Consider the following 23913-nt stretch of genomic DNA (forward strand, 5'->3'; position numbering starts at 1 on the left):
GTGACCCGCATCGCGATAGTCGGGATGGCCTGCCGTTATCCGGACGCCGACAGCCCACGCGAGCTGTGGGAGAACGCCCTCGCCGGACGCCGCGCGTTCCGGCGGCTGCCGTCGGAACGGATGAACCTCGACGACTACTGGGCGGCCGACCCCGCCGCGCCCGACCGCTTCTACGCTCGGACGGCCGCCGTCATCGAGGGCTACCAATTCGACAGGGTGGCGTTCAAGGTGGCCGGCAGCACCTACCGGTCGACCGACCTGACCCACTGGCTGGCCCTCGACGTCGCCGCGCAGGCGCTGACCGACGCCGGCTTCCCGGACGGCGCGGGTCTGCCCCGGGAGCGGACGGCCGTGGTGGTGGGCAACAGCCTCACCGGCGAGTTCTCGCGGGCCGGGCAGATGCGCCTGCGCTGGCCGTTCGTCCGGCGTACGGTGGCCGGGGCGCTGCGGCGGGAGGGCTGGGACGACGACCGGCTCGGCGCCTTCCTGGCCGAGCTCGAACAGACGTACAAGGCCCCGTTCCCGGACGTCGACGAGGACACCCTGGCCGGTGGCCTGTCCAACACGATCGCCGGTCGTATCTGCAACTACTTCGACCTCAACGGCGGTGGCTTCACCGTCGACGGCGCCTGCTCATCGTCGCTGCTGTCCGTGGTGACTGCCTGCAACGCCCTGGTGGACGGCACTGTCGACGTGGCCGTGGCCGGCGGCGTCGACCTGTCGATCGACCCGTTCGAGATGATCGGGTTCGCGAAGACCGGGGCGCTGGCCCGGGGCGAGATGAAGGTCTACGACCGCGGCGCCAACGGGTTCTGGCCCGGCGAGGGCTGCGGCATGGTCGTGCTGATGCGCGAGGAGGACGCCCGCGACAGCCGGCGTGTGATCGCCTCGGTGGCCGGCTGGGGCATGGCGTCGGACGGCCGGGGCGGCATGACCCGGCCCGAGCTCAGCGGCTACCAGCTGGCGGTGCGGCGGGCGTACGAGCGGGCCGGGTTCGGCCTCGAGACGGTGGCCCTGTTCGAGGGACACGGCACCGGCACGCCGGTCGGCGACGCGACCGAGTTGCGGGCGTTGTCGGAAGCGCGGCGTTCGGCCGGGGCCACCGGGACGCCGGCCGTGATCGGCTCGGTCAAGGCGATGATCGGCCACACCAAGGCCGCCGCCGGTGTGGCCGGCCTGATCAGGGCCGCGATGGCCGTGCGCCACCAGGTGCTACCGCCCGCGCTGGGCTGCAACGACCCCCACGACCTGTTGACCGCGCCGGACGCGACGCTGCGGGTGCTGCGGCAGGCCGAGGCGTGGCCGGCCGACGCCCCGGTGCGCGCCGGCGTGACCGCCATGGGCTTCGGGGGCATCAACACGCACGTCGTGCTCGAGAACACGCAGCGGCGCAACGGATTCGACATCCGCAGCCGGGCGATCGCGGCGGCCATCCAGGACTGTGAACTGCTGCTGGTCGACGCCGGCTCGGCCGCCGAGCTGGCCGACCGCTTGCGGCATCTGACCGAGTTCGTGCCCGTCCTGTCGTACGCCCAGCTCGGTGACCTGGCCGCCACCCTGCAGCGGCAGCTGCGCGGCCTGCCCTACCGCGCGGCGGTGGTGACCCGGTCGCCCGAGGACGCCACGGAGCGCCTGCGCAGTCTGCTCGAGAAGGTCGAGGCGGGGGAGACCACCGCGTTCAGCACGGACGGCCGCACCCTGCTCGGCCACTTCCCCAAGCGCGGCCAGCTCGGCTTCCTGTTCCCTGGCCAAGGCTCGGGCCGGGGCACCAGCGGCGGCGCGATCCGGCGCCGGTTCGCCGAGGCGGACGCCGTGTTCGCCAAGGCCGCGCTGCCCACCGGTGGCGACATGGTGGCGACCGAGGTGGCGCAGCCGCGGATCGTCGCCGGCTCGGTCGCCGGCCTGCGGGTCCTCACCGCGCTCGGCCTGCGCGCCTCAGTGGCCGTCGGCCACAGCCTCGGCGAGCTCACGGCCCTGCACTGGGCCGGGGGCATGGACGAGGACGCGTTGCTGCGCCTGGCCGTGCTGCGTGGCCGGGCCGTCAGCGAGCACGGCATGGCCGGCACGATGGCCCGGATCAGCGCGCCCACCGCTGACGTCGAGAAGTTGATCGGCGGCACGGAGGTGGTGATCGCCGCGGCCAACGGACCCCGGCAGACCGTCGTCTCCGGGCCGGTCGAGGCGGTCGAGGCGGCCTGTGACCGGGCTCGGCAGGCCGGGTACAACGCCGGCCGGCTGCCCGTGTCGCACGCGTTCCACTCACCCCTGGTCGCCGACGCGGCGGTGGTCTTCGGCGCCGCGATCGACGACCACGTCTGGACGCCGCTGACCGGTCGGGTGATGTCGACCGCGACCGGCGAACTGCTGCCGGCCGACGCCGACCTCACCGCGCTGCTGCGCGACCAGATCACCGGTCCGGTGCTGTTCCAGCAGGCGGTCGCGCTGGCCGCCAAGGAGGTCGACCTGCTGATCGAGGTCGGCCCGGGCCGGGTGCTCTCGGGACTGGCCGCCTCGGCCGACCTGCGCTCGGTGGCGCTCGACACCGACGACGAGTCGCTGACCGGTGTGCTACGGGTGGTCGGGGCCGCGTTCGTCGTCGGCGCGACCGAGGTCGACTCGCGGCTGTTCCACGGCCGCCTGACCCGAAACCTCGAGGTCGGGGCCGAACAGTCGTTCTTCGCCAGCCCGTGCGAGGCGGTCCCGACCGTCAGCATCGGCGCGGCGGTCCCGGCGGCCGCTCCGGCCGCTCCGGCCCCTGCGGCTCCGGCCGACGCCCCGGCGGCCACGACTGCCGAGCCCACGGCCTCCAGCCTGAAGCTGCTGCGGCAGCTGGCCGCCGAACGGGCCGAGCTGCCGCTCGACCTGGTGCGCCCGGACAGCCGGCTGCTCGACGACCTGCACCTGAGCTCGATCACCGTCGGTCAGATCGTCAACCAGGTGGCCAGCCGGCTCGGGGTGCCGGCCGGGCAGGCGCCGGCGAACTTCGCCACCTCGACCGTGCAGGAGCTCGCGGACGCGTACGATGCCCTGTCGGGCACCGCCGGGACGGCCGCGCCGGCCCGGTCGGCCGTGCCGGAAGGGGCGGCGCCCTGGGTCCGGCCCTGGTCGGTCGACCTCGACGTCGCGCCGGTCCCGTCGCGCGTCGCGCCCGCCGCCGACGGCGCGTGGCAGGTCTTCTCGCCCGACGGTCACCCGTTCGCCGGCGACTTGAGCGACAGCCTGACGCGGGCCCGGCTGGGCGCGGGCGTCCTGGTCTGCCTGCCGCCGAACTGCGGCCCGGACGACCTCGACCTGGCGCTGCGCGCCGCCAAGGTGGTGCTGGCGGGCGCGCCCGACCGGCGGTTCGTGCTCGTGCAGCACGGCCGGGGCGCGGCCGGGCTGGCCAAGACGTTGCACCTGGAGTCGCCGGCGACCCGGGTCACGGTGGTGCACCTGGCCACCGGCGACGACGCGGTGGCCCGCGTGACGGCCGAGACCGCGGCGACGGAGTCGTTCGCCGAGGTGTGCTATGACGCGGACGGTGTGCGCCGCACCCCGCGGCTGCGGGTGCTGCCGTTCGAACCGGCCCGGACGGTTCCGGCCCTCACCTCGGCGGACGTGCTGCTGGCGACCGGTGGCGGCAAGGGCATCACGGCCGAGTGCGCACTGGCCATGGCCAGCGACAGCGGGGCCAGGCTGGCTCTGCTGGGCCGTTCCGACCCGGCCCGCGACTCCGAGCTGGCGGCCGGCCTGCGGCGGATGGCCGAGGCCGGCATCGTGGTCGAGTACGCACAGGCGGACATCACCGATCATGCCTCGGTCCAGCGCGCGGTGGCTGCCCTCGGTGCCAGCCTCGGCCCGATCACCGCGGTGCTGCACGGCGCCGGCCGCAACGAGCCGGCGTCGCTGGTCACGCTGGACCGTGACGCGTTCGCCCGGACGCTCGCACCCAAGGTCGACGGTCTGCGCGCGGTGCTGGCCGCGATCGATCCGCAGCAGTTGCGGTTGCTGGTGTCGTTGGGCAGCATCATCGGCCGCGCCGGGCTGCCCGGCGAGGCGCACTACGCCACGGCGAACGAGTGGCTGGACGACGCCACCGCCGAGTTCGGCCGACTGCACCCGCACTGCCGGACCCTCTGCCTCGAGTGGTCGGTATGGTCGGGCGTCGGCATGGGCGAGAAGCTCGGCGTGGTCGACGCGCTCGACCGCGACGGGGTCAGCGCCATCCCGCCCGATCAGGGCATCGCTGTGCTCCGGCGCCTGCTGGCCGACCCCGACAGCCCCGCGACGGTGGTGATCAGCGGCCGGACCCACGGCATCGGCACGATGCGCTACGACGAGCCCGAGTTGCCGCTGCTGCGGTTCGTCGACCGCCCGCTGGTGCGTTATCCGGGTGTGGAACTCGTCTGCGAGGTCGAGCTGAACGCGGGCACGGACCTCTACCTCGCCGACCACCTGCTCGACGGCAACCAGCTCTTCCCGGCCGTCTTCGGCATGGAGGCCATGGCCCAGGTGGCGGCGGCCGTCACCGGTGCCACCGGCGCGCCGGTGGTGGACGACGCCGAGTTCCTGCGGCCGATCGTCGTGCCGCCGCACGGCAGCACCCGGATCCGGGTCGGGGCCGTGGTCACCGGGCCGGACGTCGTCGAGGTCGCGGTGCGCAGCGAGGAGACCGCTTTCGAGGCCGACCATTTCCGGGCCCGGTTGCGTTTCGACGCGACGACCCCGGCGGCCGGGTCGCCGGAACCCGTCGGGCCGGGCCGTGCCGCCGTGCCGCTCGACCCGGCGATCGACCTCTACGGCCCGATCCTGTTCCAGGGCCGCCGGTTCCAGCGGCTGCGGACCTATCACCGGGCCGAGGCACGTGACGTCGACGTCGACGTCGCAGCCGACCCCGCGACCGACTGGTTCGCGTCCTACCTGCCGTCGACGCTGCTGCTCGGCGACCCAGGTGTGCGGGACGCGATGATGCACGGCAACCAGGTCTGCGTGCCCGACGCCACACTGCTGCCGCAGGGGATCGACCGGATCGTGCCGGCCGGCGCGGCCATGCACGACGCCGCGGCGTTGCGGTTCCAGGCCACCGAGCGGTCGCGGGACGGTGACACCTACGTCTACGACGTCGCGCTGCGCGACGACGGCGGCCGGGTCGTCGAGCGGTGGGAGGGCCTGCGCCTGCGCGCCGTGCGCAGGGGCGACGGCTCCGGCCCCTGGCACCCGGTTCTGCTCGGCTGCTATGTGGAACGCGCGGCCGAGGAGCTGCTGGGGTCGCCGAGTGGGGCCGGGGCGGAACCCGTGCCGGTGATCGACCGGACCGCACGGGAGTGGGCCGATCGGCTCGGCCCGCGGCTGGACCTCGCCCAGCGGGTGGCCGAGGCGGCCGGGGAGCCACTCGACGCCGCGGCGACGCGGGTCGAGGCGGCCGGGGCGGGGGATTGGCAGGTGATCACGGCTGGGCCGGCCGGCTGGGTCGTGCTCGGCCGCGGCGACGGACGGGTCGCCACCCTGGTCACGCGACTGTCCGGGCGGCCGGAACAGGTAGTCGTGGCCGTCGCGAGCGGAGGAGCGTGAACGGGTCGTGGAGAAATACGACGAATACCGCCACACCGTGGGGTTCGACGAAACCAACATGGTCGGCAACGTCCATCACGTCAACCATCTGCGGTGGCAGGGCCGGTGCCGGGAGATCTTCCTTCGCAGGCGCGGGCCCAACACCCGGACGGTTCCGGCCCGGGTGCCGGAGGCGCTGGCCAGAGCACTGCGGCGCGATGCCTAGGCGGCCGGTGGAGGGGGACATGGAAGGGCTTCAGGAGACCGTCTTCGAGAAGGCGTCCCTGCGCCGGGTCTTCGGCGCGTTCGCGACCGGGGTCACCGTGGTGACGGTGGGCGGCGAGATTCCGCACGGCATGACCGCCAACTCCTTCACCGCGGTCTCTCTGGACCCACCGCTGATCCTGGTCTGCGTGGAGCGCGACGCGCTCATGCACGACGTCCTGGAGCAGCACCCGGCGTTCGCGGTGTCGATCCTGGCCGCCGACCAGACCGGGGTCGCGCGCTACTTCGCCGACAAGCGCCGGCCGGTCGGGCGGGACCAGTTCGACGCCGTGCCCTGGTCGTTCGGGGCGTGCAGCGGCGCGCCCCTCATCCAGGGTTCGCTGGCCCACCTGGAATGCGCGCTGCACGAGAGCCACGAAGCGGGGGACCACACCATCTACATCGGGCGGATCCTCGCCACGTGGCGCCGGCCGGGCGACGACGCGCTGCTGTTTCTGAACGGCGAACTGCGGCCCGCGGCCTGATCGTGGCCAGGTTGTCGAGCATTGCGCGAGAAGAGAGCGGACCCGCGCAGCATGCACGATCTGTCCGGCAGTGTCCGCTGCACCCGTCCGACGCCGGGTGAGGCCAGATGTCGTCGGGACGAGAGGTTCCCATGCGATCAAGCCCTGTCATGGTGGTCCGAGGACGCGCTCCCGCGCTCTTCGTCCTCGTCCCGGCCACCACACTGTTCGTGGTGGCGCAGCGGCCCCGGCCGCCGGCGGTACCGACGAGCCGGCCGTGCTCGACCCGGCCGCCTGCACCCTGCTCGTCGCGACGACGCTGGTCTGTCTCGGCCGGGGCCTGACGTGGTGGATCGCGTGGCGACGGGAGCGCCGCCAGGCGCCGGCCCCGCAACCGGTGTGACGCCGGTCGTCACCGACTGTCAGGTGTGGTGGCTCGACCCGGCGCACGCTCCCCGGTGGTGCGAGGAGCTGCTGAGCGAGCCGGAACGGGCCCGCGCCGAATCGATCCACCGCGGCGCGGCGCGACGACGGTTCGTCACGGCCACCGCGCTGGTCAAGGTCGCGGTGGCGGTGACGTCCGGAGGCGATCCGGGCGGGGTCGAGATCCTCCGGGCGTGCCCGGACTGCCGGCGGCTGCACGGTCGCCCCGTGGTGGCCGGGGGCACGCCGTACGTCTCCCTCTCGCACTCGGGTGACCGGGTAGCGGTGGCGCTGTGCGCGGACGCACCCGTCGGGGTCGACGTCGAGCAGGTCGACGCCGACATCGACGTCGACGCCATGGTGCCGTTCGTGCTCGGCGCGGCCGAGCGTCCGGCGTTCCGCGCGGTGCGCGGTCGATCGGCCCGCGTCGAGGCGTTCCTCCGCTGCTGGACGCGCAAGGAGGCGGTGCTCAAGGCGACCGGGGACGGCCTGCGGATCCCCATGCCGGGGGTGACGGTCGGGGCGCCGTACGGCCCGGCCCGGCTGACCGGATTCGCTGGCCGGCCCGAACTGCCGGGGACGACCCGGATCGCCGACCTGCGGGCCGAGCCGGGCTATCTCGGCGCGGTCACGGTGCTCACCGCGCGGCCCGTCCGCGTCATCGAGCTGGACGGCCTGGACGCGTTCGCGGCCACGGCGGAACGGCACGGTGGAAGCTGAACAGCCGTGGCAGCCGTGCCACGGTCATGGCAACCGCGTCGTCCCGTCGACGCCGACGAAAGACGGTGAAATCCGTGGCGTACATCGATCTGGGAGTCGACGAGAGCACGTTACCCGGAATTCTGGGTCTCGTCGCCTACCGGCCGCAGACCGGAGGCCCCCTGCAAGATCTGGTCAACGTGCTGCTCGTCGCGCCGAACTCGTTGTCGCGGGGTGACCGCGAGCTGATCGCCGCATACGTGTCCGGCCTGAATCGGTGCGATTTCTGCCGCGACGCGCATTCGGCCTTCGCGGCGGAACAGCTCGAGGGCGGCTCCGCCCTGGTGGCCGATGTGCACGCGGACCCCGGCTCGGCCCCGATCTCGACGCTGATGAAGGCGCTGCTGCCGATCGCCGCCGCCGTGCAGCAGGGTGGGCGTGAGGTGAGCCCGTCCCTGGTGAGCCGGGCCAAGGCGGCCGGGGCGACCGACGTCGAGATCCATGACACGGTGCTGATCGCCGCGGCGTTCTGCATGTTCAACCGCTACGTCGACGGGCTGGGCACGCAGCCCGGCCAGGACAGCAGCCAGTACGCCGCGATGGCCCAGATGGTCGCCGCCATCGGCTACGACGTGTCGCCAGACATGCGGGGTGACGGATGAGCCCGATCGACACGAGTCCGCTGGACGACCGCCTGGCCTTCGCCCGGCAGGTCAAGGCGGCCACCGACGAGCAACTGCTGGAACTGATGCGATCGCCGCGTCGCGCGTCGCTCATCGCCGACATCGTGGCCGACCTGCCTGCGGTCTTCCTGCCCGAGCGTGCCGGCGATCTCGAGGCGGTCGTGCACTGGAAGGTGACCGGTCGGCCCGACGGCGGCGCCGACGTGTTGGAGCTGGTGATCTCGAGGGGAGCGCTCGCGGTGTCGGTGGAGCCGGTCCGTACGCCTCGACTGACCCTCACTCTGGGACCGGTCGACTTCCTCAAGATGGTCACCGGCAACACGAACCCGAAGATGCTGTTCCTGCGAGGACGGATGAAGGCCCGTGGGGATCTTGGCCTGACCACGCGGTTCTCGGCGTTCTTCGACACGCCCCGGCCGTGAGGGAGGAACCATGGACACGACTTTGACGATCGACCAGGTGCACACACTGGAAGCTTTCGCCGACACCATCATCCCCGGCGAGAAACGCGGCCCGGACGACCGGGCGATCGCCGGCGCCGCGACCGGCGGGGGCGCCGTCGCCTCCGGGGCGATCGAGCTGATGCTCTCCCCGGAGGGCGGCCTGGCCGACACCCTGGACAGCCTGGCTGACGGACTGAACGAGCACGCGCGTGACTATGCGGCCCGCGTCGGCCTCACTCCGGAGCCGACGGTGCCGCCGTTCGTGGCGATGGAGTTCGCCGACCGGATCGCGCTGGCCCGGGAGCTGCTGGACCCGGGGCACCCGGAGCGGGAGCTGTGGGTGGCCCTGGCCATGTTCAGCTCCATGGCCTGGGACACCGGAGCGCACATGCACACGACAGACGCGCTGGCGGCGGGCCATCCCGGTCTGACCACCATGGGCTTCATGCCGCCCGATCCAGACGGCCTCTGGCGGTTTCCCCGATTCTCGTACGGCCGCCCCCTCGCCGCGATCCATCCGCGGACGACCCCGAGAGGTGATCCCCAGTGACAGCGTTCAAGCAGACCGACGTCGTGGTCGTCGGGAGTGGTTTCGGCGGCGCGATCCCCGCCTATCATCTGGCCGCCGGTGGCGCCTCGGTCACGGTCCTGGAACGGGGACCGTGGCTGACCGCCGACGAGTTCGATCACGACTTCAAGTTCGGTTCGTCGTCGACCGCAGCGTTCGAGTTCACCATGGGTGAGGGCATGAACGTGCTGGGCGGCAACTGCGTCGGCGGCGGCAGCGTCGTCTACTTCGCGGCCATGCCCCGCGCGCCGCGTTTCGTGTTCGAGCGGCAGGGCAGCCTGGGGCGGCGGATGTGGCCCGCCGCCGTCACGCGGGAGACGCTCGAGCCCTGGTACGACCGGGTCGCCCAGGCTCTGCCGATCACCCGGAGCAACTGGGACGATGTCACCTATGCCGGCGGTGTGTTCGCCGCGGCCTGCAACCACGCCGGCCGTACGGCCAATCCGGTCGCCGCCGCGATCGACACCGAGCTGTGCACCAACTGCAACTGGATGATGTCCGGCTGCAAGTTCGACGCGAAGCGTTCGTTGCTGCTCAACTACCTGCCGGCCGCCGTCGGGCACGGTGCCCGGATCCTGCCCCTGCACGAGGTGCAGCGCATCGAGCGCACCCCCGGCGGCGATTTCCGGGTGCACTACACGGTGGTCGACCCGGTCGACTACCGGGTGCAGGTCGGCGCCGGGGCCATCGAGGCGAAGGTGGTCGTGGTCGCGGCCGGCGCAGCCGCGACGCCGGTCATCCTGCAACGCTCCGAGGAGCAGCTGGGGGCCATGCCGGCCGCGGTCGGGCGCTATTTCTCCGGCAACGGGGAACGGCTCAACACGGCAGTGCTCAACGAGGACCGGGTGCGCGAGGTGCTCGGCCTCGACCGTGGTGACGGCCTGGCCTACGCGGCCAACCAGATCGGCCGGGGTCCGTCCGCGGCGAGCTGGGACCGGCTCGACGGCTCGCTGCCCGAGTTCAGCCGCTACTCGCTCGAGCAGCTCTACTTCCCGCCGGGCTTCGGCACGATTCTCGCGCAGGCACCTGACGCGGTCGGACCGAGCTGGTTCGGGACCGACAAGAAGGAGATCCTGCGGCGCTGGCAGTCGTGGCTGACCATCTTCATCATGTCCGAGGACGACAACGAAGGCGTCTTCGGGCCGCCGCCGGTGACCGGCAACGCCGACCGCATCTCGATGCAGATGCTCAGCCGGAGCAACCTGCGGTACGAGCCGACGGCCAACACGCGGCACGGGTGGGCCCTGGCCGACGCCGACATCCGCGACATCCTGGAGCGGGACGGCCTGGCCCGGGTGATGCCGTGGACCAACGACGTCATCGGGGCCTACACGGTGCATCCGCTGGCGTCGTGCCGCATGGGCGACGACCCCGCGACCTCGGCCCTGGACGACATGAACGAGCTGCGCGACCATCCCGGCATCTTCGTGACCGACGGCTCGGCCGTGCCCGGGGCGCTGACGGTCAATCCCGCGTTCACCATCGCCGCCCTGGCCGAGCGGGCCGTGCCGGGCATCGTTCGGGCCGCCCGGGCCCGCGGCGTCGACGTGCGCTACCTCGGGGCGCTCCCGCCGGCGGCCCGCGCCAGTCGGCCCGTGACCGTCCCCTCGGTATAGGCGAATCACCTGGAGGAACCATGTCAAGTCTGACAACCGTCTACGACGACCTGACCGCCGACGGCGACGACGTCGAGGCGCTGGTGCTCGGCCTCAGCGACGCCGAGTGGTCGACGCCCACCCCCGCCCCGGGGTGGACGGTCAAACACCAGGTCGCCCACCTGGCCTTCGTGTCCCGACTGGCAGCGCTGTCGGCCGGTGAGCCGGATGCGTTCGCCGCCCAGGTGGCCGAGGCCAAGCGGGACTTCCAGGGCGCGGTGGAGGCGGCCCTCATCCCCTATCTCAAGCTCTCCCCGGACGAACTCGTGGACCGGTGGCGGCAGGAGCGCACCACGGCGGCCGAGGCGCTCGCGGCCGTTGAGCCCACGGCCACCGTGCCCTGGCTGGTCACACCGTTGCCGCCGGCGGTGCTGGCCGCGGCGGGCATGATGGAGCTGTTCGGCCACGGCCAGGACATCGCCGACGCGCTCGGGCGCACCCGTCCGCTGACCGACCGGATCGGTCATCTGGCCTGGTTCGGCGTCCGCACCCGCGATTTCGGCTACCACGCGCACGGGCTGACACCGCCGGCCGAGGAGTTCCGGGTCGAGCTGTCCGGTCCGTCCGGGGTGGTCTGGGAGTTCGGACCGGCCGACGCGACCGAGCGGGTGACCGGGCCGGCCGTCGACTTCGCGCTGCTCGTCAGTCGTCGCCGGCACCGCGACGACCTGGCCCTGATCGCCAAGGGCGCGGAGGCCGACCGCTGGCTGGACGTCGCCCAGGCCTACCGCGGGCCTGCCGGGCCGGGACGACGGCCCGGTCAGTTCGCCAGGTGACACAGACGAAGAAGTCCGCCTCCACGAGTATGTCGTGGAGGCGGACTTTTCGCCGTGGCCTCATGCGCGTTGTCTGGTCCGCACGGGACCGCCCAGGCTCCCGGTCTCCAGGTCCGGGATCGCGTAGAGGACGGGCAGGTCGGTCTCCCGCCGAGGGCGCAGCACGATGCCGACCACGCTTGTCGACATGTCGGACACCTCGACCGGATCGACGTCGCCCAGCAGCATGGAGCGCCGCGTCCACGGTTCCGGGTCGGCGCTGTCGGCGGTGGCCACGGCCCGGATGTACCACTGCCCGGGGGGCACGTCCGGGAGGCAGAAGCGGGTGTGCCGACCAGCCGCCGCCTCGACGACGGTCGACGTCGCCGGCCGGCGCTGGACGATCGGCGTCTCGAAGGTGCCGATGTAGACCTGGGCGGTGGCGAACCCGGAGGGCAGGGTCACTGTTCCGGTGATGGTGCCACCGGTGCCCGGCGCCCGCTGGTCGGACTGCGGCGTCCCGCGCATGCCCTCGACCCACATGCGACGGAATCGGCTGGGCGACGTGCCGACGCTGTCGGTGAAGTGGTTGGTGAACGAGCCCAGACTGTTGTAGCCGACGGCCAAGGAGATGTCGGTGACGCTCAGCGTCGTCGTGGCGAGCAGGCGCTTGGCCTGGTAGATGCGGACGGCGGACAGATATCGTCCGGGCGAGACCCGCGTGGCCCGGCGGAAGACCCGGGAGAAGTGGAACCGGCTGAGGATGGCGCTTCGGGCGATCTCGTCCAGCGACAACGGCTCGCTGTAGTCCGTCCAGATACGGGCTATGGCGGACTTGATGGCGCCGTTCAATGTGATACCCCCCGTGAGTGCCTGAACACTTTCAGGTAGCACCTTGCCCGGATGGGCTCGCGTGGTGGTGGGGCACGGATCGAGTCCCGGTCGAGCCTCGCTCGAGCCCGGCCACGGTCGTCGGCTCGCCGTCCCGTCATATTTCCGCAGCACAGCGGAAGGTGCCAGACCCGCCGCATTCTCCGATGCTGGCCTTGGCCCCTGGCTCGGCCGGGGCTCACGGTCGCACAGTGAGGACGAGATCGCTATGCCTGAGCAGCACGTACCCCGCGCTGTCGTGCTCGGCGGCAGCCTGGCCGGCCTGCTCGCCGCCGACGTGCTCGCCGAAGTCTACCCGGAAGTCCTGGTGGTGGACCGCGACGAGCTGGCGGGGGTGACCGGTCCCCGCCGCGGCGTTCCGCACGGCCGCCACGCGCACGGCCTGGTCGCCCGCGGCCAGCAGATCCTGGAGAAGCAGTTCCCCGGCCTCCTCAGCGACATGGAGGCGGCCGGCATCCGGCCCGGCGACTTCAGCGGCGACATCCGCTGGTACTTCAACGGCATGCTGCTCAGCCCGGCCCGCACCGGCCTGCTGTCGGTGCCGTGCACCCGGCCGGTCATCGAGCGGGTCGTGCGCAACCGCGTCGAGAAGGTGCGCACCATCCGCTTTCTCGAGCAGCACGACATCGTCGGGCTGGCCACGACACCCGGCGCGGACCGGGTCACCGGTGTCCGCGTGCAGCCCCGTGACGGTCGTTCCGACGTCGAGCTGCTGACGGCCGATCTGGTCGTCGACACCACCGGCCGGGGATCGCGGACCCCGGCCTGGCTCGAGGAGCTCGGCTACGCCCGGCCCGTCGAGGACAAGGTGAAGGTGGACCTCGCGTACACCACCCGGCACTTCCGGGTGCCGCGCGACCCGTTCGGCCGCGACATCGCCATCATCGCGGCGGCCACGCCGTCGCACCCGCGCGGCGCGTTCTACTACCGACTTCCCGGCGACGACGGACTGGTCGAGCTGTCGCTCACCGGCGTGCTCGGCGACCATCCGCCGACCGACCCCGACGGCTTCCTCGAGTTCGTACGTTCGGTGCCGGTGCCGGAGATCTACGAATCGGTCCGCGCGGCCGAGCCGGTCGACGACGCGGTGATGTTCCGCTTCCCGGCCAGCGTCCGCCGCCGCTACGAGCGCCTGACCCGTTTCCCGGACGGCCTGCTGGTGATGGGGGACGCGGTGTGCAGTTTCAACCCCGTCTACGCCCAGGGCATGGCCGTCGCCGCCATCGAGGCGCGCACCCTGGCCGACCAGCTCAAGAAGTCCGCGGTGCCGTCGCCCATCGAGTTCTTCCGCGAGATCGCCCGCGAGATCGACTCGCCGTGGGACTTCGCGGCGACAGCCGATCTCGGCTACGCCGGCGTGCCGGGCACTCGCAGCGCGAAGATCCGCTTCATCAACGCGTACGTCACCCGCGTGCAGCGGGCGGCGGTGCACGACGCCAGCCTCACGAACGCCCTGATGCGGGTCGCCGGTCTCATCGACGAGCCGACGGCCCTGCTCCGCCCCGGTCGGATCCTGCGCACGCTGCGGCTGTCCGGCCGTCCCGCCCCCGCCCCCGCGCCGCTCGTAGCGGCACACGACTGATTCCGGAGGTCACCGGATGCGCCCGTTCCGCATCGAGTTCCCGCAGTCCGATCTCGACGACCTGGCCCGTCGTCTCGACCACACCCGTTGGCCGGACGAGATTCCCGGTGTCGGCTGGGACCGCGGTGTGCCGCTGGAGTACGTGAAGGAGCTGGCCGACTACTGGCGGACCCAGTTCGACTGGCGGGCGGTCGAGGCCCGGCTGAACGCGTACCCGCACCATCTCACCGAGATCGACGGCACGACCGTGCACTTCATGCACATCCGGTCGGCCGAGGCCGGGGCAATGCCGCTCATCCTGACCCACGGCTGGCCGGGGACGGTGGCCGAGTTCCTGGACATCATCGGTCCGCTGACCGATCCGGTCGCGCACGGTGGCGACCCGGCCGACGCGTTCCACCTCGTCATCCCGTCGATCCCCGGCTTCGGCTTCTCGGGTCCGACCGGGCAGACCGGCTGGGACACCGGCCGGGTGGCCCTCGCCTGGAAAGAGCTGATGCACCGCCTCGGCTACGAGCGCTACTTCGTGCAGGGCGGGGACTGGGGCTCGCCGATCTCGCTGCGGCTCGGTCTGGCCGACCCCGAACATGTCGTGGGCGTGCACGTCAACATGTTCGTGGCGCTCCCGCCGCCCGACCCGGCGGCGATGGTCGGCCTGGACGACGCCGACCTGGCCCGGCTCGACTTCGGCCTGCGGTTCATCCAGGACGGCATGGGATGGCAGAAGATCCAGTCGACGAGGCCGCAGACCCTCGCCTACGCGCTGACCGACTCGCCGGTCGGCCAGCTGGCCTGGATCGCTGAGAAGTACAAGGAGTGGACCGACTCGGTCAAGGCGCCGGAGGACGCGGTGAGCCGCGACCACATCCTCACCGCCGTCACCATCTACTGGCTGACTGCCACGGCCGGCTCCAGCGCCCAGTTCTACTACGAATGTTCCCATGTGGATGAGGACTTCGTCCGCACCTGGGGCGGGCCGTGGCCGCTGACCATGCCGGTCGCCGTCGCGTCGTTCCCGCGAGACGCCGTGCGGCCGGTCCGCCGGTTCGCCGAGCCGATCCTGCCGACGCTCAGCCAGTGGACCGAGTTCGACCGTGGTGGGCACTTCCCGGCCCTGGAGCAGCCCGAGCTGCTGGTCGGCGACATCCGCCGGTTCGCCCGCTCGCTGAGAGGGGTGACCCGATGAACCCCACCGACATGGGTCAGCACTACGACGAGCGGTCGCCGATCGAGGCCGAGTTCCGCGACGGCCAGGTCCACATGTACTACTGGTACGACCGGGAGGACCCCGCGACCCTGCCCGAGGCGATCGAGCGGATCAGCCGCAAGGTGAGCGACACGCTCGGCCTGCGGGCCGGCGAGCACCTGCTGGACGCGGGCTGTGGTCCCGGCAAGACGGCGGTGGCCCTGGCCCGGGAGCTCGGCGTCCGGGTCACCGGCGTCACGGTCAGCGCGTTCGAGGTCGAGAAGGCGAACCAACGGGCCGCGGAGAGCGGCGTCAGCGGCCTCGCCCACTTCGAGTACGGCGACTTCATGCGGCTGAGTTACCCGGACGGCACGTTCGACGCGGTGCTGGCGATGGAGTCGCTGCAGAACGCGCTGGACCTCGACCAGGTGCTGCGCGAGCTGTTCCGGGTGCTGCGCCCGGGCGGCCGGCTCACCCTGTCCGACTTCAGCCGCGAGTCGGACCGCGACCCGCGGCGGCTGGCCGCATTCATGGCCAGCATAAAGCTGACCGCCCTGCCGTCGACGGCCGAGTGGCTCGAACGGGTCCGGGCGGCCGGCTTCGAGGTGGAGGAGTACACCCAGTGCGGTCCCCGGGTCTACGGCCGGAAGGCGAAGTTCCTGGAGGCCGCGATGGAGCGGCGGGCCGAGGTGATCGCGAAGTTCGGCGAGGACGCGGTTGCCAGCTTCTCGAGCAACACCATGGGCTTCTTCGCGGCGCGCAGTGACCAGGTCGGGTACGTCATCGTGTCCGCCCGCAAGCCGTACCGACGCTGAGGCGCGGGTGCGCCGTCCCGGCCTGGGCCGGGACGGCGCACTCGGCGTTCAGATGCTGACGACCAGCAGGTCGGGGCTGCGCCGCGGCGGTCCGGCGCAGTACGCGTTGTAGGCGTCGAGGATCTTCTGTGCCCGGGTGTTCGCCTCGCGGAACCGGGCGACCGGTTCGGCCCCGCCGACCAGGACATCATGCATCGCGGTGGTCAGCTCGCTCATGATCTCGGCGTGCCCCCCGAGCAGGGGTCCGAGCGCCGCCGGGGAACCGTCCGCCGATTCGAGCTGGTCGCCGGCCACCCGCAGGTGCGGGGGCCAGCCCTCGCGGACGAGCAGGTCGGCGGCTGCCCGGGTGACCGGGATGCGGTAGTGCTCGCGGGCCCAGACAGCGGCGTTGCGCGGGTTCTCCAGGTATTGCATGAAGGCGAGCGCGCCGTCCTGCTCGGTCGGGTCGAGGCCGGCGGCGAGCCAGAGCGACATGCCACCCAGCACGTTCCCGGCCATCGGCACCTCGTCGTTGTGCGGCAGCGGACCCACCCCGACGGTGAATCCGTTCCGCTCTCCCCGCCGCAGCATGTGCGAGGCGTCGACGGAGGAGCTGAGCATGAACGCCACCTCCTGATTCTCGAACGCGGCGAAGCAGTCCGGGAAATCCCGGATCTCCCCTGAGTAGCGGAAGTGGCCGTCCCGGTGCAGGCCCCGCCACCAGTCGACGTAGGCGAGCATCGCGGTCGAGGCCAGGTCGACCCGCTCGGCCCGGCCCGACCGGCCGTTGTCGTGATCGGCGATCAGCGCGCCCTGCTGCGCGGCCGCCTGCAGGAAGGGCCAGTAGAAGTTGGGCCAGGTGATGCCGTGCGCGGGGCCGTCGGGAATCCTCGCGAGTGCCTGGCAGGCCTCGGTGACCTCGCGCCAGGTGCGCGGTGGCTCGGCCACGCCCGCCCTGGCCAGCAGGTCCATGTTGGCGAAGAGCACCATGGTGGAGGCCGTCCGGGGCAGCGACATCTGCTCGCCGGCGTAGCCGAAGTAGTCGCGGATCGCCGGCATCATGTCGCCCAGCACCACGGGCTCGCCGAGAATCTCGGTGCGCCCGGCGATGGCCGGGCCGATGGGCGTGAACAGCGGTGATCCGTCCGGCCCGAGGGTGTCGAGCGCGACCCGGGTGACGGCATCGTGGTATTCGACGACGTGGGGGACGGTGCCCTGCTCGACCGCCCGGGCCACCTCGGCCGGCATCTGCTGGAAGTCGAACCGCGTGACGACGACGTGATACTCCGGGTGCGCCTGGTTGAACTCCTCCGCCGCCGACAGGGCGACGTCCACGGCGTCCGTCGCCCACTTGGTCGGATCGGTCAGCCAGACATCGATTCTCTTCTTCCTCGGGTCGTCCGCACCGTCACCGGAACGGGAATGGACTGCCATGCGAGACCTCCAGCGGCGAAAGGGGGCACAGGTCCCGCCACCGTCACAGCACAGCCCGTCCGGCGGCGACTCCGCGCTTGCTCAGCCGGCCGGGCGGAGTCTGCTTGAGCGGGTGGCAGCACTTCGCAAGATGTGGGCACCCGCAGGGCGTGCAAACGTCTCGGGCAGAGGTTTCCGGCCCTCGAACGAGAGGTGATTCTCATGTCCACCGCACCGCCCATCCCCAGCACCGACATGGCCGACATCCAGGCGCTTCCCGCGCGCATGATCGCTGCCTGGGCCGCCCACGACACCGATGCCTTCGCCGATCTGTTCGCACCGGACGGGACGCTGATCCTGCCCGGTGTGTATCGGAAGGGCCGCGACCAGATCCGGGAGTTCATGGCCGCGGGGTACGCGGGGCCGTACCGGGGCACGCGGGTCACCGGCACGCCGATCGACGTCAAGGTGCTCGGGGAGGGCGCCGTCGCGGTGCTCACCGAGGGTGGCGTGCTGGCGCCCGGCGAGACGGAGCTGTCGGACAAGGCGGCCATCCGGGCCTCGTGGATTCTCGTCAAGCGCGAGGGCCGGTGGCAGCTGGCGGTCTACCAGAACTGCCCACGGGACTGACCGTGAGCGCATCTGTCACGCCGGCGGCCCCGGTCGTTTCGGACCGGTTGCGGGCCGAGGTCAGAGACGCCGCCGCGCGCGTGGAAGACCTGGTGGCGGCGCTGCCCGCGCCGGCCGAGCGCGGCCCGGACGAGCGGGCCCTGGCCAGCGAGGCCCACGAGCACGCTCGAGCGGCGAGGCGCCGGCTCCTGGCGGTTCAGGCGGACCAGCTCGGTCGGGAGGTGATGGGTTCGGGCCGGCACCGGCGCTCCCTGACCGAGATGGCCGACGACCTGGCCCGCATCGTTCCCGGCCTGGCTCCCGACCGGGCGGCGATGGAGGTCGAGCGTGGCCGCCGGCAGAGCGCCAAGGAAGGCCTCGAAGTCGATCAGGGCATCGTCTGCTCCGCTCTGTTCGGATCGAGCGCGGGTGGCGACCTGCTGCGATCGCAGCGGCGTCCGACGGCCGAAGCGTGCGCGCGGCTGCCCGAGTTCCAGCGGACCGGCCTCCTCGACATGTCGGTGGTGTCGGTGCGGCGGACGGACGGGGTGGCCGAGCTGACCCTGACCAACCAGCGTTACCTCAACGCCGAGGACGCGGTGCTCGGCCAGGAGCTGGAAGTCGCGGTGGACCTGGCCCTGCTCGATCCGGGCGTGCGCGTGGGCCTGGTGCGCGGCGGCGTCATGACGCATCCGCGCTACGCCGGCCGGCGGGTCTTCTGCCCGGGCATCAACCTGACCCTGCTGCGCGCGGGGCAGATCCCGTTTCTGGGGTTCATCCTGCAGCGCGAGGTCGGCTACCTGAGCAAGATCCGACGTGGCCTGTGGGATCCCGAGCAGGCGGACGACCCGGCCGCCCGGGGCGGCAAGCCGTGGGTGGGGGTGATCGACGAGTTCGCCATCGGCGGCGGCTTCCAGCTGATGCTGACGTTCGACTACGTGATCAGCTCGGACGAGGCCTACTTCACGTTGCCGGCAGCGGCCGAGGGCATCGTGCCCGGCGCGGCCAACCTCCGGCTCGGCCGCACCCTCGGCGCTCGCGTGGCTCGGCAGATGTTGCTGGGTGGCCGGCGGATCGACGCCCGCGACCCGCTCGCGACGCTGCTCTGCGACGCCGTGGTGGCCGAGGACGCGATCGAGGACGCGATCGGCCGGGCGGTGCGCGCCATGGACAGTCCCGCTGTGGTGGCCAACCGGCACATGATCACGGCCTTCGAGGAACCCGAGGACCAGTTGCGGAGCTACCTCGCCGAATTCGCCGAGGTGCAGGCGCGGCGCCTGTACAGCCCGGACGTACTGCATCGGTTGGAGCAGCAGTGGACGAAACGGCAACGTTGACCGCCGGGGCGCGCCTGCACGTCGACGACCTGCATCGCAGCGTGTCGAGCCGGCAGGTGGCGGCCATGACCTTCCTCAACGAGATCGTGGCCGAGTTCCCGGCAGCGATCTCGTTCGCCCCGGGCGCCCCGTACGAGCCCTTCTTCGCCGACGTCGAGGTCGGCCCGCTCCTGGACACCTTCGTCGCGGCCCGGCGGGCCGCCGGGCTCAGCGCGGAAGCGGTGCGCCGGCAGCTGTTCCAGTACGGCCCGAGCCAGGGAATCATCAACGATCTGGTCGCCGCCGCGCTGCGGGCCGACGAGGCGTTGGACGTCCAGCCCGAGTCGATCGTCATGACGGTCGGATGCCAGGAGGCGTTGTTCCTGACCCTGCTCGCGCTGCACCCGCCGGGTTCGGTGCTGGCGGTTCCCGATCCGTCGTACGTCGGCGTGACCGCCGCCGCCGAGGCGCTGGCCATCCCGATCCACCCGGTGCCCGACGACGGCGCCGGCCCTGACCTGGCCGCGCTCCGCGTGGCGGCGGCGCGGGAGAGGGCGGCCGGGCGCCGCCTCCGCGCGCTGTACGTCTCGCCGGACTTCGCCAACCCGTCCGGCAGCCGGCTCACCCTGGCCGCCCGGCACCGGCTGCTGGAGACGGCCGCGGACCTCGATCTGATCGTGGTCGAGGACAACGCCTACGCCTTCACGGCCGCCGCGGATGATCGGCTTCCCAGCCTCAAGTCGCTCGACCGCGAGGGCCGCGTGGTGCACACCGGAACCTTCTCGAAGGTCGCGGTGCCGGGCGCCCGGGTGGGTTACGTGGTCGCCGACCAGTGGGTCGAGTCGCGTCTCGGGCCGCCGGTGCGCCTGGCCACCATGATCGCCGCCGGCAAGAACGCGGTCACCCTCAACACGTCCCCGCTGGCCCAGGCGGTGATCGGCGGGCTCCTGATCGAGCACGGCGGGTCCCTCGCGGCGCTCGGCCGGCGCAAGGCGGAGCAGCTGCGGAGCAACCGCGCCGTCCTGCTCGAACGGCTGGTCCACCATTTCGGCAAGCCGGACCGGCCCGATGCCCGAGTTCGCTGGCAGGCGCCCGAGGGGGGCTACTTCGTGCAGATGGAGCTCCCGGTCGAGGCCGATGACGCGCTGTTGCGCTACTCCGCGGAGACGTTCGGTGTGCTCTGGACCCCGATGCGCGGCTTCTACCTCGGCGCGGGCGGGGAGCGCCGGATCCGGCTGTCCTGTTCCGCCCTGGAGCACACCGAGATCGTCGACGGCGTGGCCCGGCTGGCCGGCTTCGTCGGTGCGCTGCCCGGGAACCGCCGATGAGCGAGCGGATCCTGGTCGACCGGCTCGCGCTCTTCCAGGCCGAGCAGACCACTTTCTGGGCCGGCGGCCTGCAGCACAGCCGGGCCGTTCTGGTCGCGGGTGAGATCGATCCGGCCACCGTGGCTGCGGCGTGTGCCGGCCTGCGCCGTCGCCACGCCGCGCTGCGGCAGCGCTTCGATGACGCCGGCGGCGAGCCGCGCCTGGTCCCGGACGACGGCGGGCCACCGGAGGTCGTCGCCGGCGCCACGCGACCGCTGGCCACCGCGCTCGCCGCGGCCGCGGCGGACGCGAGCCGTCGGTTCGATCTGCGCGCGCGACCCGGGTTCCGGGTCGGCGTGTACCCGGTGGAGGACGGCCGGACGCTTGTGGTCCTGACCCTGCACGCCGCGGTGGGCGGCCGATCCGCGGCGGCACGCCTGCTGCGGGAGCTGGGCGGTCAGCCGGCGGCGCCCCTCGCCGTGCCGGAGGACGGCCCGACCGCCATCGAGCCGCGTCAGCCGATCACGTGGCCCACCAGCCGCGGGCCCGGACGCAGCCGGGGCCGGTCGATCACGGCGGCGTGGTCGTTGGGGGAGAGCGACACCGCGCTCCTGCACCGGTTCGCCGCCGACGTGGGCGTTCCGGTCGCCTCGGTCCTGCGGTGCGCCCTGCGCGTGCTTCTCTTCCGCGAGACCGGCGAGCGCGACATCCTGATCGGCTCGCCCCGGGCCGGCCACCCCGGCGAGGCCGTCGTCACACCCGAGGACATCCAGATCCTCCCGTACGTCCTCGGCCCGCGGATCCCGTGTGCCGACGCGGTCCGGGCCGAACACGCGGCGGCGGCCCACCCGATCCGCCACCCCGACGCCCTGGACCTGTTGCTGTCCCGAGCATCGCGGCCGGATCGGCACGCCGGGGCCGAACTCCAGGTCGGCTTCCGGTTCGACCCCGACCCCGGGCCGGCGACCTGGGCCGGCCGGGAGGCGTGCGACGTCGACCTGCCGGCCGCGCACTCGCCGTACGAGCTCGAGGTCGAGGTCGCCCCGCGGGGCGGCCTGATCGTCGGGGCGTGGCGCGGTGCGGTCGGGTTGTTCGACGAGCAGACCCTGGAGCGGATGGGACGCAGCTACACCACCCTGATCCGGGACCTGGTCAGGGGCTCGGCCGCGCCGATCGGCGACCTTGACGTGATCCACCCGGACGACCGGGCGCGATTGGCGGCGTGGGAGGCGCCGACCCCGTCCGTCAGCGGCGGCCACACCGTGGTCGACCTGGTCGGCGAGTGGATCGGCCGGACGCCCGGCGAGCCGGCGGTGATCCTGGGCGACGCCGTCCGCACCTACCGGGAGCTGGACGACGCGGCGAGCCGGATCGCCGCCGGGCTGCGGGCGCTGGAGCTCCCACCCGCGTCGCCGGTCGGCATCCTCGTGGCCCGCCGGGTCGAGCTGCCGGCGATCCTGCTCGGCGTCGCCCGGGCCGGCCGGGCCGCGGTGCCGATGGATCCGAGCCACCCGGTCGAGCGTCTGGCCCATATCGTCGGCGACAGCGGATGCGGGGCGGTGATCGGCGACGGTGCGCTGCCCGACGACCAGGTGAGCGCGCTCGGTGCTCCCGTGATCCCGTTGTCCGGCCTGCTGGCGGCCGACCCGGAGCCGGACGGAGGACGGCCCCACCCGGAATCGCTCGCGTACGTGCTCTACACCTCGGGGTCGACCGGCCGTCCCAAGGGCGTCGGGGTGACCCACCGCGGCCTGGCCAACTGCCTGGTGGCCACCCGGGAACTGCTCGACTTCCGGCCCGGACGGTCGTTGCTGGCGGTGACCACGATCTCCTTCGACATCGCGATGCTGGAGTTGTATCTCGCGCTGACCAGCGGCGGGCGGACGATCCTGGCCACCACCGCCCAGGCTCGCAGCGGCTCGCAGTTGCAGGTCGTGCTGGCCCGTCATCGGCCCGACATCATGCAGGCCACGCCGATGACGTGGCACATCCTGTTCGCCACCGGCTGGCCGGGGGACCCGGGGCTGACCGTGTCGTGCGGCGGCGACGTCGTCTCACCCGAACTGGCCAGCCGTCTGACCGCCTGCACCAAGGAGTTCTGGCACACGTACGGGCCCACCGAGGCCTCGATGTACGCCGTGTGCGAGCGGCTGCCGCGGGAGCCGCAGACGTCGGTCGTGCCGGTCGGCCGCCCGCTGCCCGGCGTGTGGCTGCGGATCCGCGACGCCGCGAACCGGCCGGTGCCGCCGGGCGTCATCGGTGAGCTGCACATCGGCGGTGCCGGTGTCGCGCGGGGCTATGTCGGCGCGCCCGGGCCGACCGCCGAGCGCTTCGTGCCCGACCCCACCGGTGCGGGCGGCCGGCTCTACCGCACCGGCGACCTGGCCCGGTGGCGCGCCGACGGCCGGCTGGAACTGCGGGGGCGCAACGATCGCCAGGTCAAGATCCGTGGACATCGGATCGAGCCGGACGAGATCGAGAGCGTCCTCGGCCGCCACCCCGAGATCGCGTATGCCGCTATCGTGGTGACCGGCCACGACAGCGGCAGCAAACGCATCGTGGCGTTCCTCCAGCCCCGGCAACCGGAGCCCGGCCCGGACCTGGTGACCCGGGTCGCGGCGCACGCCCGGCAGGCGCTACCGAGATACATGATGCCGTCCTCGTACGCGCTGATGAGCGCGATGCCGCTGACCAGCACCGGGAAGGTCGACCGAACGGCCCTGGCCCGGATCCGGCCCCCACAGCCGAACGGCGCCGCGGATGACCGCGAGGTCCCGCCCCGGCGGGAACCGCTGGCTGCCGGCGTCCGGCCGCTGCGCTGGACCGGCCGCGAGGACCGGCCCGCTCTGGCGTTGCTGGGCGGCGACACGGCTTGGCCGGCCCCGGCCGTGGCCGAGTTCGAGCGCTGGTTCCGGGTCGCGATTCTCGACGTCTCCGGTTGCCGCGCGCGGGACGTGGCCGCTCGGCTGGCCACCCACGAAGCGCCGGGCGCCGCCGTGGTGCTGGCCCGGGGCGATCTGGCCGCGATGGCGGTCGAGGCGGCCGAAGACCTGCGTGAGCACATCGGCGTCGCGCCGAAAGTACTGGCGGTGGAGCCGACGGGACCGGCCACACCGGAGCACCGCCCACACACGATCATCAGCCGCCACCCCGAGCTGCTGCGCGAGTGGCGGGACACCAACCTCGTCCTGCTGGCCCTGGACCCCGGCGCGGCGATGGACTGGTCGCTCCTGGCGTCCGCGGTCGCCGGGACGGGCTGACGCCCGGCCCGGGTGGGCAAGGCCGAAGTGGGCAGGCCCAGCCCGGCCGGGCGACGGTGAGACTCGCCCCGT

At 72.6% G+C, this 23913-nt stretch carries 19 protein-coding genes; 17 read left to right on the top strand and 2 right to left on the bottom strand.

The window, feature by feature from the left end; translation table 11 throughout:
• The 10 genes from C8054_RS02505 to C8054_RS02545 all read left to right on the top strand — a co-directional run bounded on the left by C8054_RS02505 (position 1) and on the right by C8054_RS02545 (position 11504).
• Positions 1-5550: a type I polyketide synthase gene (locus C8054_RS02505; RefSeq protein ID WP_107155037.1), complete on the top strand. Its 5550-nt coding sequence runs from the start codon at positions 1-3 to the stop codon at positions 5548-5550.
• Between the two features lie 7 nt (positions 5551-5557).
• Positions 5558-5755 carry a hypothetical protein gene (locus C8054_RS02510; protein ID WP_107155038.1) on the top strand — a complete coding sequence of 66 codons (198 nt, stop codon included), beginning with the start codon at positions 5558-5560 and terminating at the stop codon, positions 5753-5755.
• A 19-nt stretch (positions 5756-5774) separates the two neighbouring features.
• Positions 5775-6278: a flavin reductase family protein gene (locus C8054_RS02515; RefSeq protein WP_107155039.1), complete on the top strand. Its 504-nt coding sequence runs from the start codon at positions 5775-5777 to the stop codon at positions 6276-6278.
• A gap of 256 nt (positions 6279-6534) precedes the next feature.
• The gene (locus C8054_RS33040) at positions 6535-6660 is read left to right on the top strand and encodes a hypothetical protein (RefSeq protein WP_255562923.1); all 126 of its coding nucleotides are present in this window, start codon (positions 6535-6537) and stop codon (positions 6658-6660) included.
• Positions 6657-7400 (top strand): 4'-phosphopantetheinyl transferase superfamily protein, encoded by a 744-nt coding sequence (locus C8054_RS02520; RefSeq protein WP_158273783.1) that lies wholly within the window; start codon positions 6657-6659, stop codon positions 7398-7400. The genes C8054_RS33040 and C8054_RS02520 overlap by 4 nt, the downstream gene beginning before the upstream one ends.
• A gap of 74 nt (positions 7401-7474) precedes the next feature.
• Complete coding sequence (locus C8054_RS02525) at positions 7475-8041, top strand: carboxymuconolactone decarboxylase family protein (protein ID WP_107155041.1); 567 nt, start codon at positions 7475-7477, stop codon at positions 8039-8041.
• Positions 8038-8484 carry an SCP2 sterol-binding domain-containing protein gene (locus C8054_RS02530; RefSeq protein ID WP_107155042.1) on the top strand — a complete coding sequence of 149 codons (447 nt, stop codon included), beginning with the start codon at positions 8038-8040 and terminating at the stop codon, positions 8482-8484. Before C8054_RS02525 ends, C8054_RS02530 begins: the two co-directional genes overlap by 4 nt.
• Positions 8485-8494: 10 nt before the next feature.
• Positions 8495-9055 (top strand): DUF5987 family protein, encoded by a 561-nt coding sequence (locus C8054_RS02535; protein WP_107155043.1) that lies wholly within the window; start codon positions 8495-8497, stop codon positions 9053-9055.
• Complete coding sequence (locus tag C8054_RS02540; RefSeq protein ID WP_107155044.1) at positions 9052-10689, top strand: GMC family oxidoreductase N-terminal domain-containing protein; 1638 nt, start codon at positions 9052-9054, stop codon at positions 10687-10689. Before C8054_RS02535 ends, C8054_RS02540 begins: the two co-directional genes overlap by 4 nt.
• Positions 10690-10709: 20 nt before the next feature.
• Entirely contained in the window at positions 10710-11504 is a 795-nt protein-coding gene (locus C8054_RS02545; RefSeq protein WP_107155045.1) for a TIGR03084 family metal-binding protein, read from the top strand.
• A gap of 60 nt (positions 11505-11564) precedes the next feature.
• On the opposite strand, the gene C8054_RS02550 is transcribed toward C8054_RS02545, so the two are convergent.
• Positions 11565-12488 carry a helix-turn-helix domain-containing protein gene (locus C8054_RS02550; RefSeq protein ID WP_306766803.1) on the bottom strand — a complete coding sequence of 308 codons (924 nt, stop codon included), beginning with the start codon at positions 12486-12488 and terminating at the stop codon, positions 11565-11567.
• A 94-nt stretch (positions 12489-12582) separates the two neighbouring features.
• Between C8054_RS02550 and C8054_RS02555 the strand changes: the two genes are divergently transcribed.
• From C8054_RS02555 to C8054_RS02565, 3 genes are read left to right on the top strand one after another with little or no spacing between them, the layout of a single operon-like run.
• A complete protein-coding gene (locus C8054_RS02555; RefSeq protein WP_107155047.1) occupies positions 12583-13956 on the top strand; it encodes an NAD(P)/FAD-dependent oxidoreductase in 1374 nt (457 codons plus the stop codon).
• A 16-nt stretch (positions 13957-13972) separates the two neighbouring features.
• Positions 13973-15142, top strand: coding sequence for an epoxide hydrolase family protein (locus C8054_RS02560; protein ID WP_107155048.1), 1170 nt, complete (start codon positions 13973-13975; stop codon positions 15140-15142).
• Positions 15139-15957: a cyclopropane-fatty-acyl-phospholipid synthase family protein gene (locus C8054_RS02565; RefSeq protein ID WP_107155049.1), complete on the top strand. Its 819-nt coding sequence runs from the start codon at positions 15139-15141 to the stop codon at positions 15955-15957. Before C8054_RS02560 ends, C8054_RS02565 begins: the two co-directional genes overlap by 4 nt.
• 48 nt (positions 15958-16005) lie before the next feature.
• Here C8054_RS02565 and C8054_RS02570 read toward each other — a convergent pair whose 3' ends face one another.
• Positions 16006-17370 carry an extracellular solute-binding protein gene (locus C8054_RS02570; protein ID WP_107155050.1) on the bottom strand — a complete coding sequence of 455 codons (1365 nt, stop codon included), beginning with the start codon at positions 17368-17370 and terminating at the stop codon, positions 16006-16008.
• Between the two features lie 201 nt (positions 17371-17571).
• On the opposite strand from C8054_RS02570, the gene C8054_RS02575 reads away from it, so the two are divergent.
• The 4 genes from C8054_RS02575 (at position 17572) to C8054_RS02590 (ending at position 23841) form a co-directional block, all read left to right on the top strand.
• Entirely contained in the window at positions 17572-17979 is a 408-nt protein-coding gene (locus C8054_RS02575) for an SgcJ/EcaC family oxidoreductase (protein WP_107155051.1), read from the top strand.
• 80 nt (positions 17980-18059) lie between these two features.
• Positions 18060-19295 (top strand): enoyl-CoA hydratase/isomerase family protein, encoded by a 1236-nt coding sequence (locus C8054_RS02580; protein ID WP_199199499.1) that lies wholly within the window; start codon positions 18060-18062, stop codon positions 19293-19295.
• Positions 19274-20602 (top strand): PLP-dependent aminotransferase family protein, encoded by a 1329-nt coding sequence (locus C8054_RS02585; protein ID WP_199199500.1) that lies wholly within the window; start codon positions 19274-19276, stop codon positions 20600-20602. The genes C8054_RS02580 and C8054_RS02585 overlap by 22 nt, the downstream gene beginning before the upstream one ends.
• The gene (locus C8054_RS02590; protein ID WP_107155052.1) at positions 20599-23841 is read left to right on the top strand and encodes an amino acid adenylation domain-containing protein; all 3243 of its coding nucleotides are present in this window, start codon (positions 20599-20601) and stop codon (positions 23839-23841) included. The genes C8054_RS02585 and C8054_RS02590 overlap by 4 nt, the downstream gene beginning before the upstream one ends.
• Positions 23842-23913: the final 72 nt, after the last annotated feature.

This window comes from Micromonospora sp. RP3T (assembly GCF_003027925.1).
Taxonomy (GTDB): domain Bacteria; phylum Actinomycetota; class Actinomycetes; order Mycobacteriales; family Micromonosporaceae; genus Micromonospora.

Excerpts from the sequence above, each read along its gene's own strand:
- C8054_RS02515 (WP_107155039.1), top strand. The coding sequence starts at position 5,775 with ATGGAAGGGCTTCAGGAGACCGTCTTCGAGAAGGCGTCCCTGCGCCGG.
- C8054_RS02530 (WP_107155042.1), top strand. The coding sequence starts at position 8,038 with ATGAGCCCGATCGACACGAGTCCGCTGGACGACCGCCTGGCCTTCGCC.
- C8054_RS02535 (WP_107155043.1), top strand. The coding sequence starts at position 8,495 with ATGGACACGACTTTGACGATCGACCAGGTGCACACACTGGAAGCTTTC.
- C8054_RS02545 (WP_107155045.1), top strand. The coding sequence starts at position 10,710 with ATGTCAAGTCTGACAACCGTCTACGACGACCTGACCGCCGACGGCGAC.
- C8054_RS02555 (WP_107155047.1), top strand. The coding sequence starts at position 12,583 with ATGCCTGAGCAGCACGTACCCCGCGCTGTCGTGCTCGGCGGCAGCCTG.
- C8054_RS02560 (WP_107155048.1), top strand. The coding sequence starts at position 13,973 with ATGCGCCCGTTCCGCATCGAGTTCCCGCAGTCCGATCTCGACGACCTG.
- C8054_RS02565 (WP_107155049.1), top strand. The coding sequence starts at position 15,139 with ATGAACCCCACCGACATGGGTCAGCACTACGACGAGCGGTCGCCGATC.
- C8054_RS02570 (WP_107155050.1), bottom strand. The coding sequence starts at position 17,370 with ATGGCAGTCCATTCCCGTTCCGGTGACGGTGCGGACGACCCGAGGAAG.
- C8054_RS02575 (WP_107155051.1), top strand. The coding sequence starts at position 17,572 with ATGTCCACCGCACCGCCCATCCCCAGCACCGACATGGCCGACATCCAG.
- C8054_RS02590 (WP_107155052.1), top strand. The coding sequence starts at position 20,599 with ATGAGCGAGCGGATCCTGGTCGACCGGCTCGCGCTCTTCCAGGCCGAG.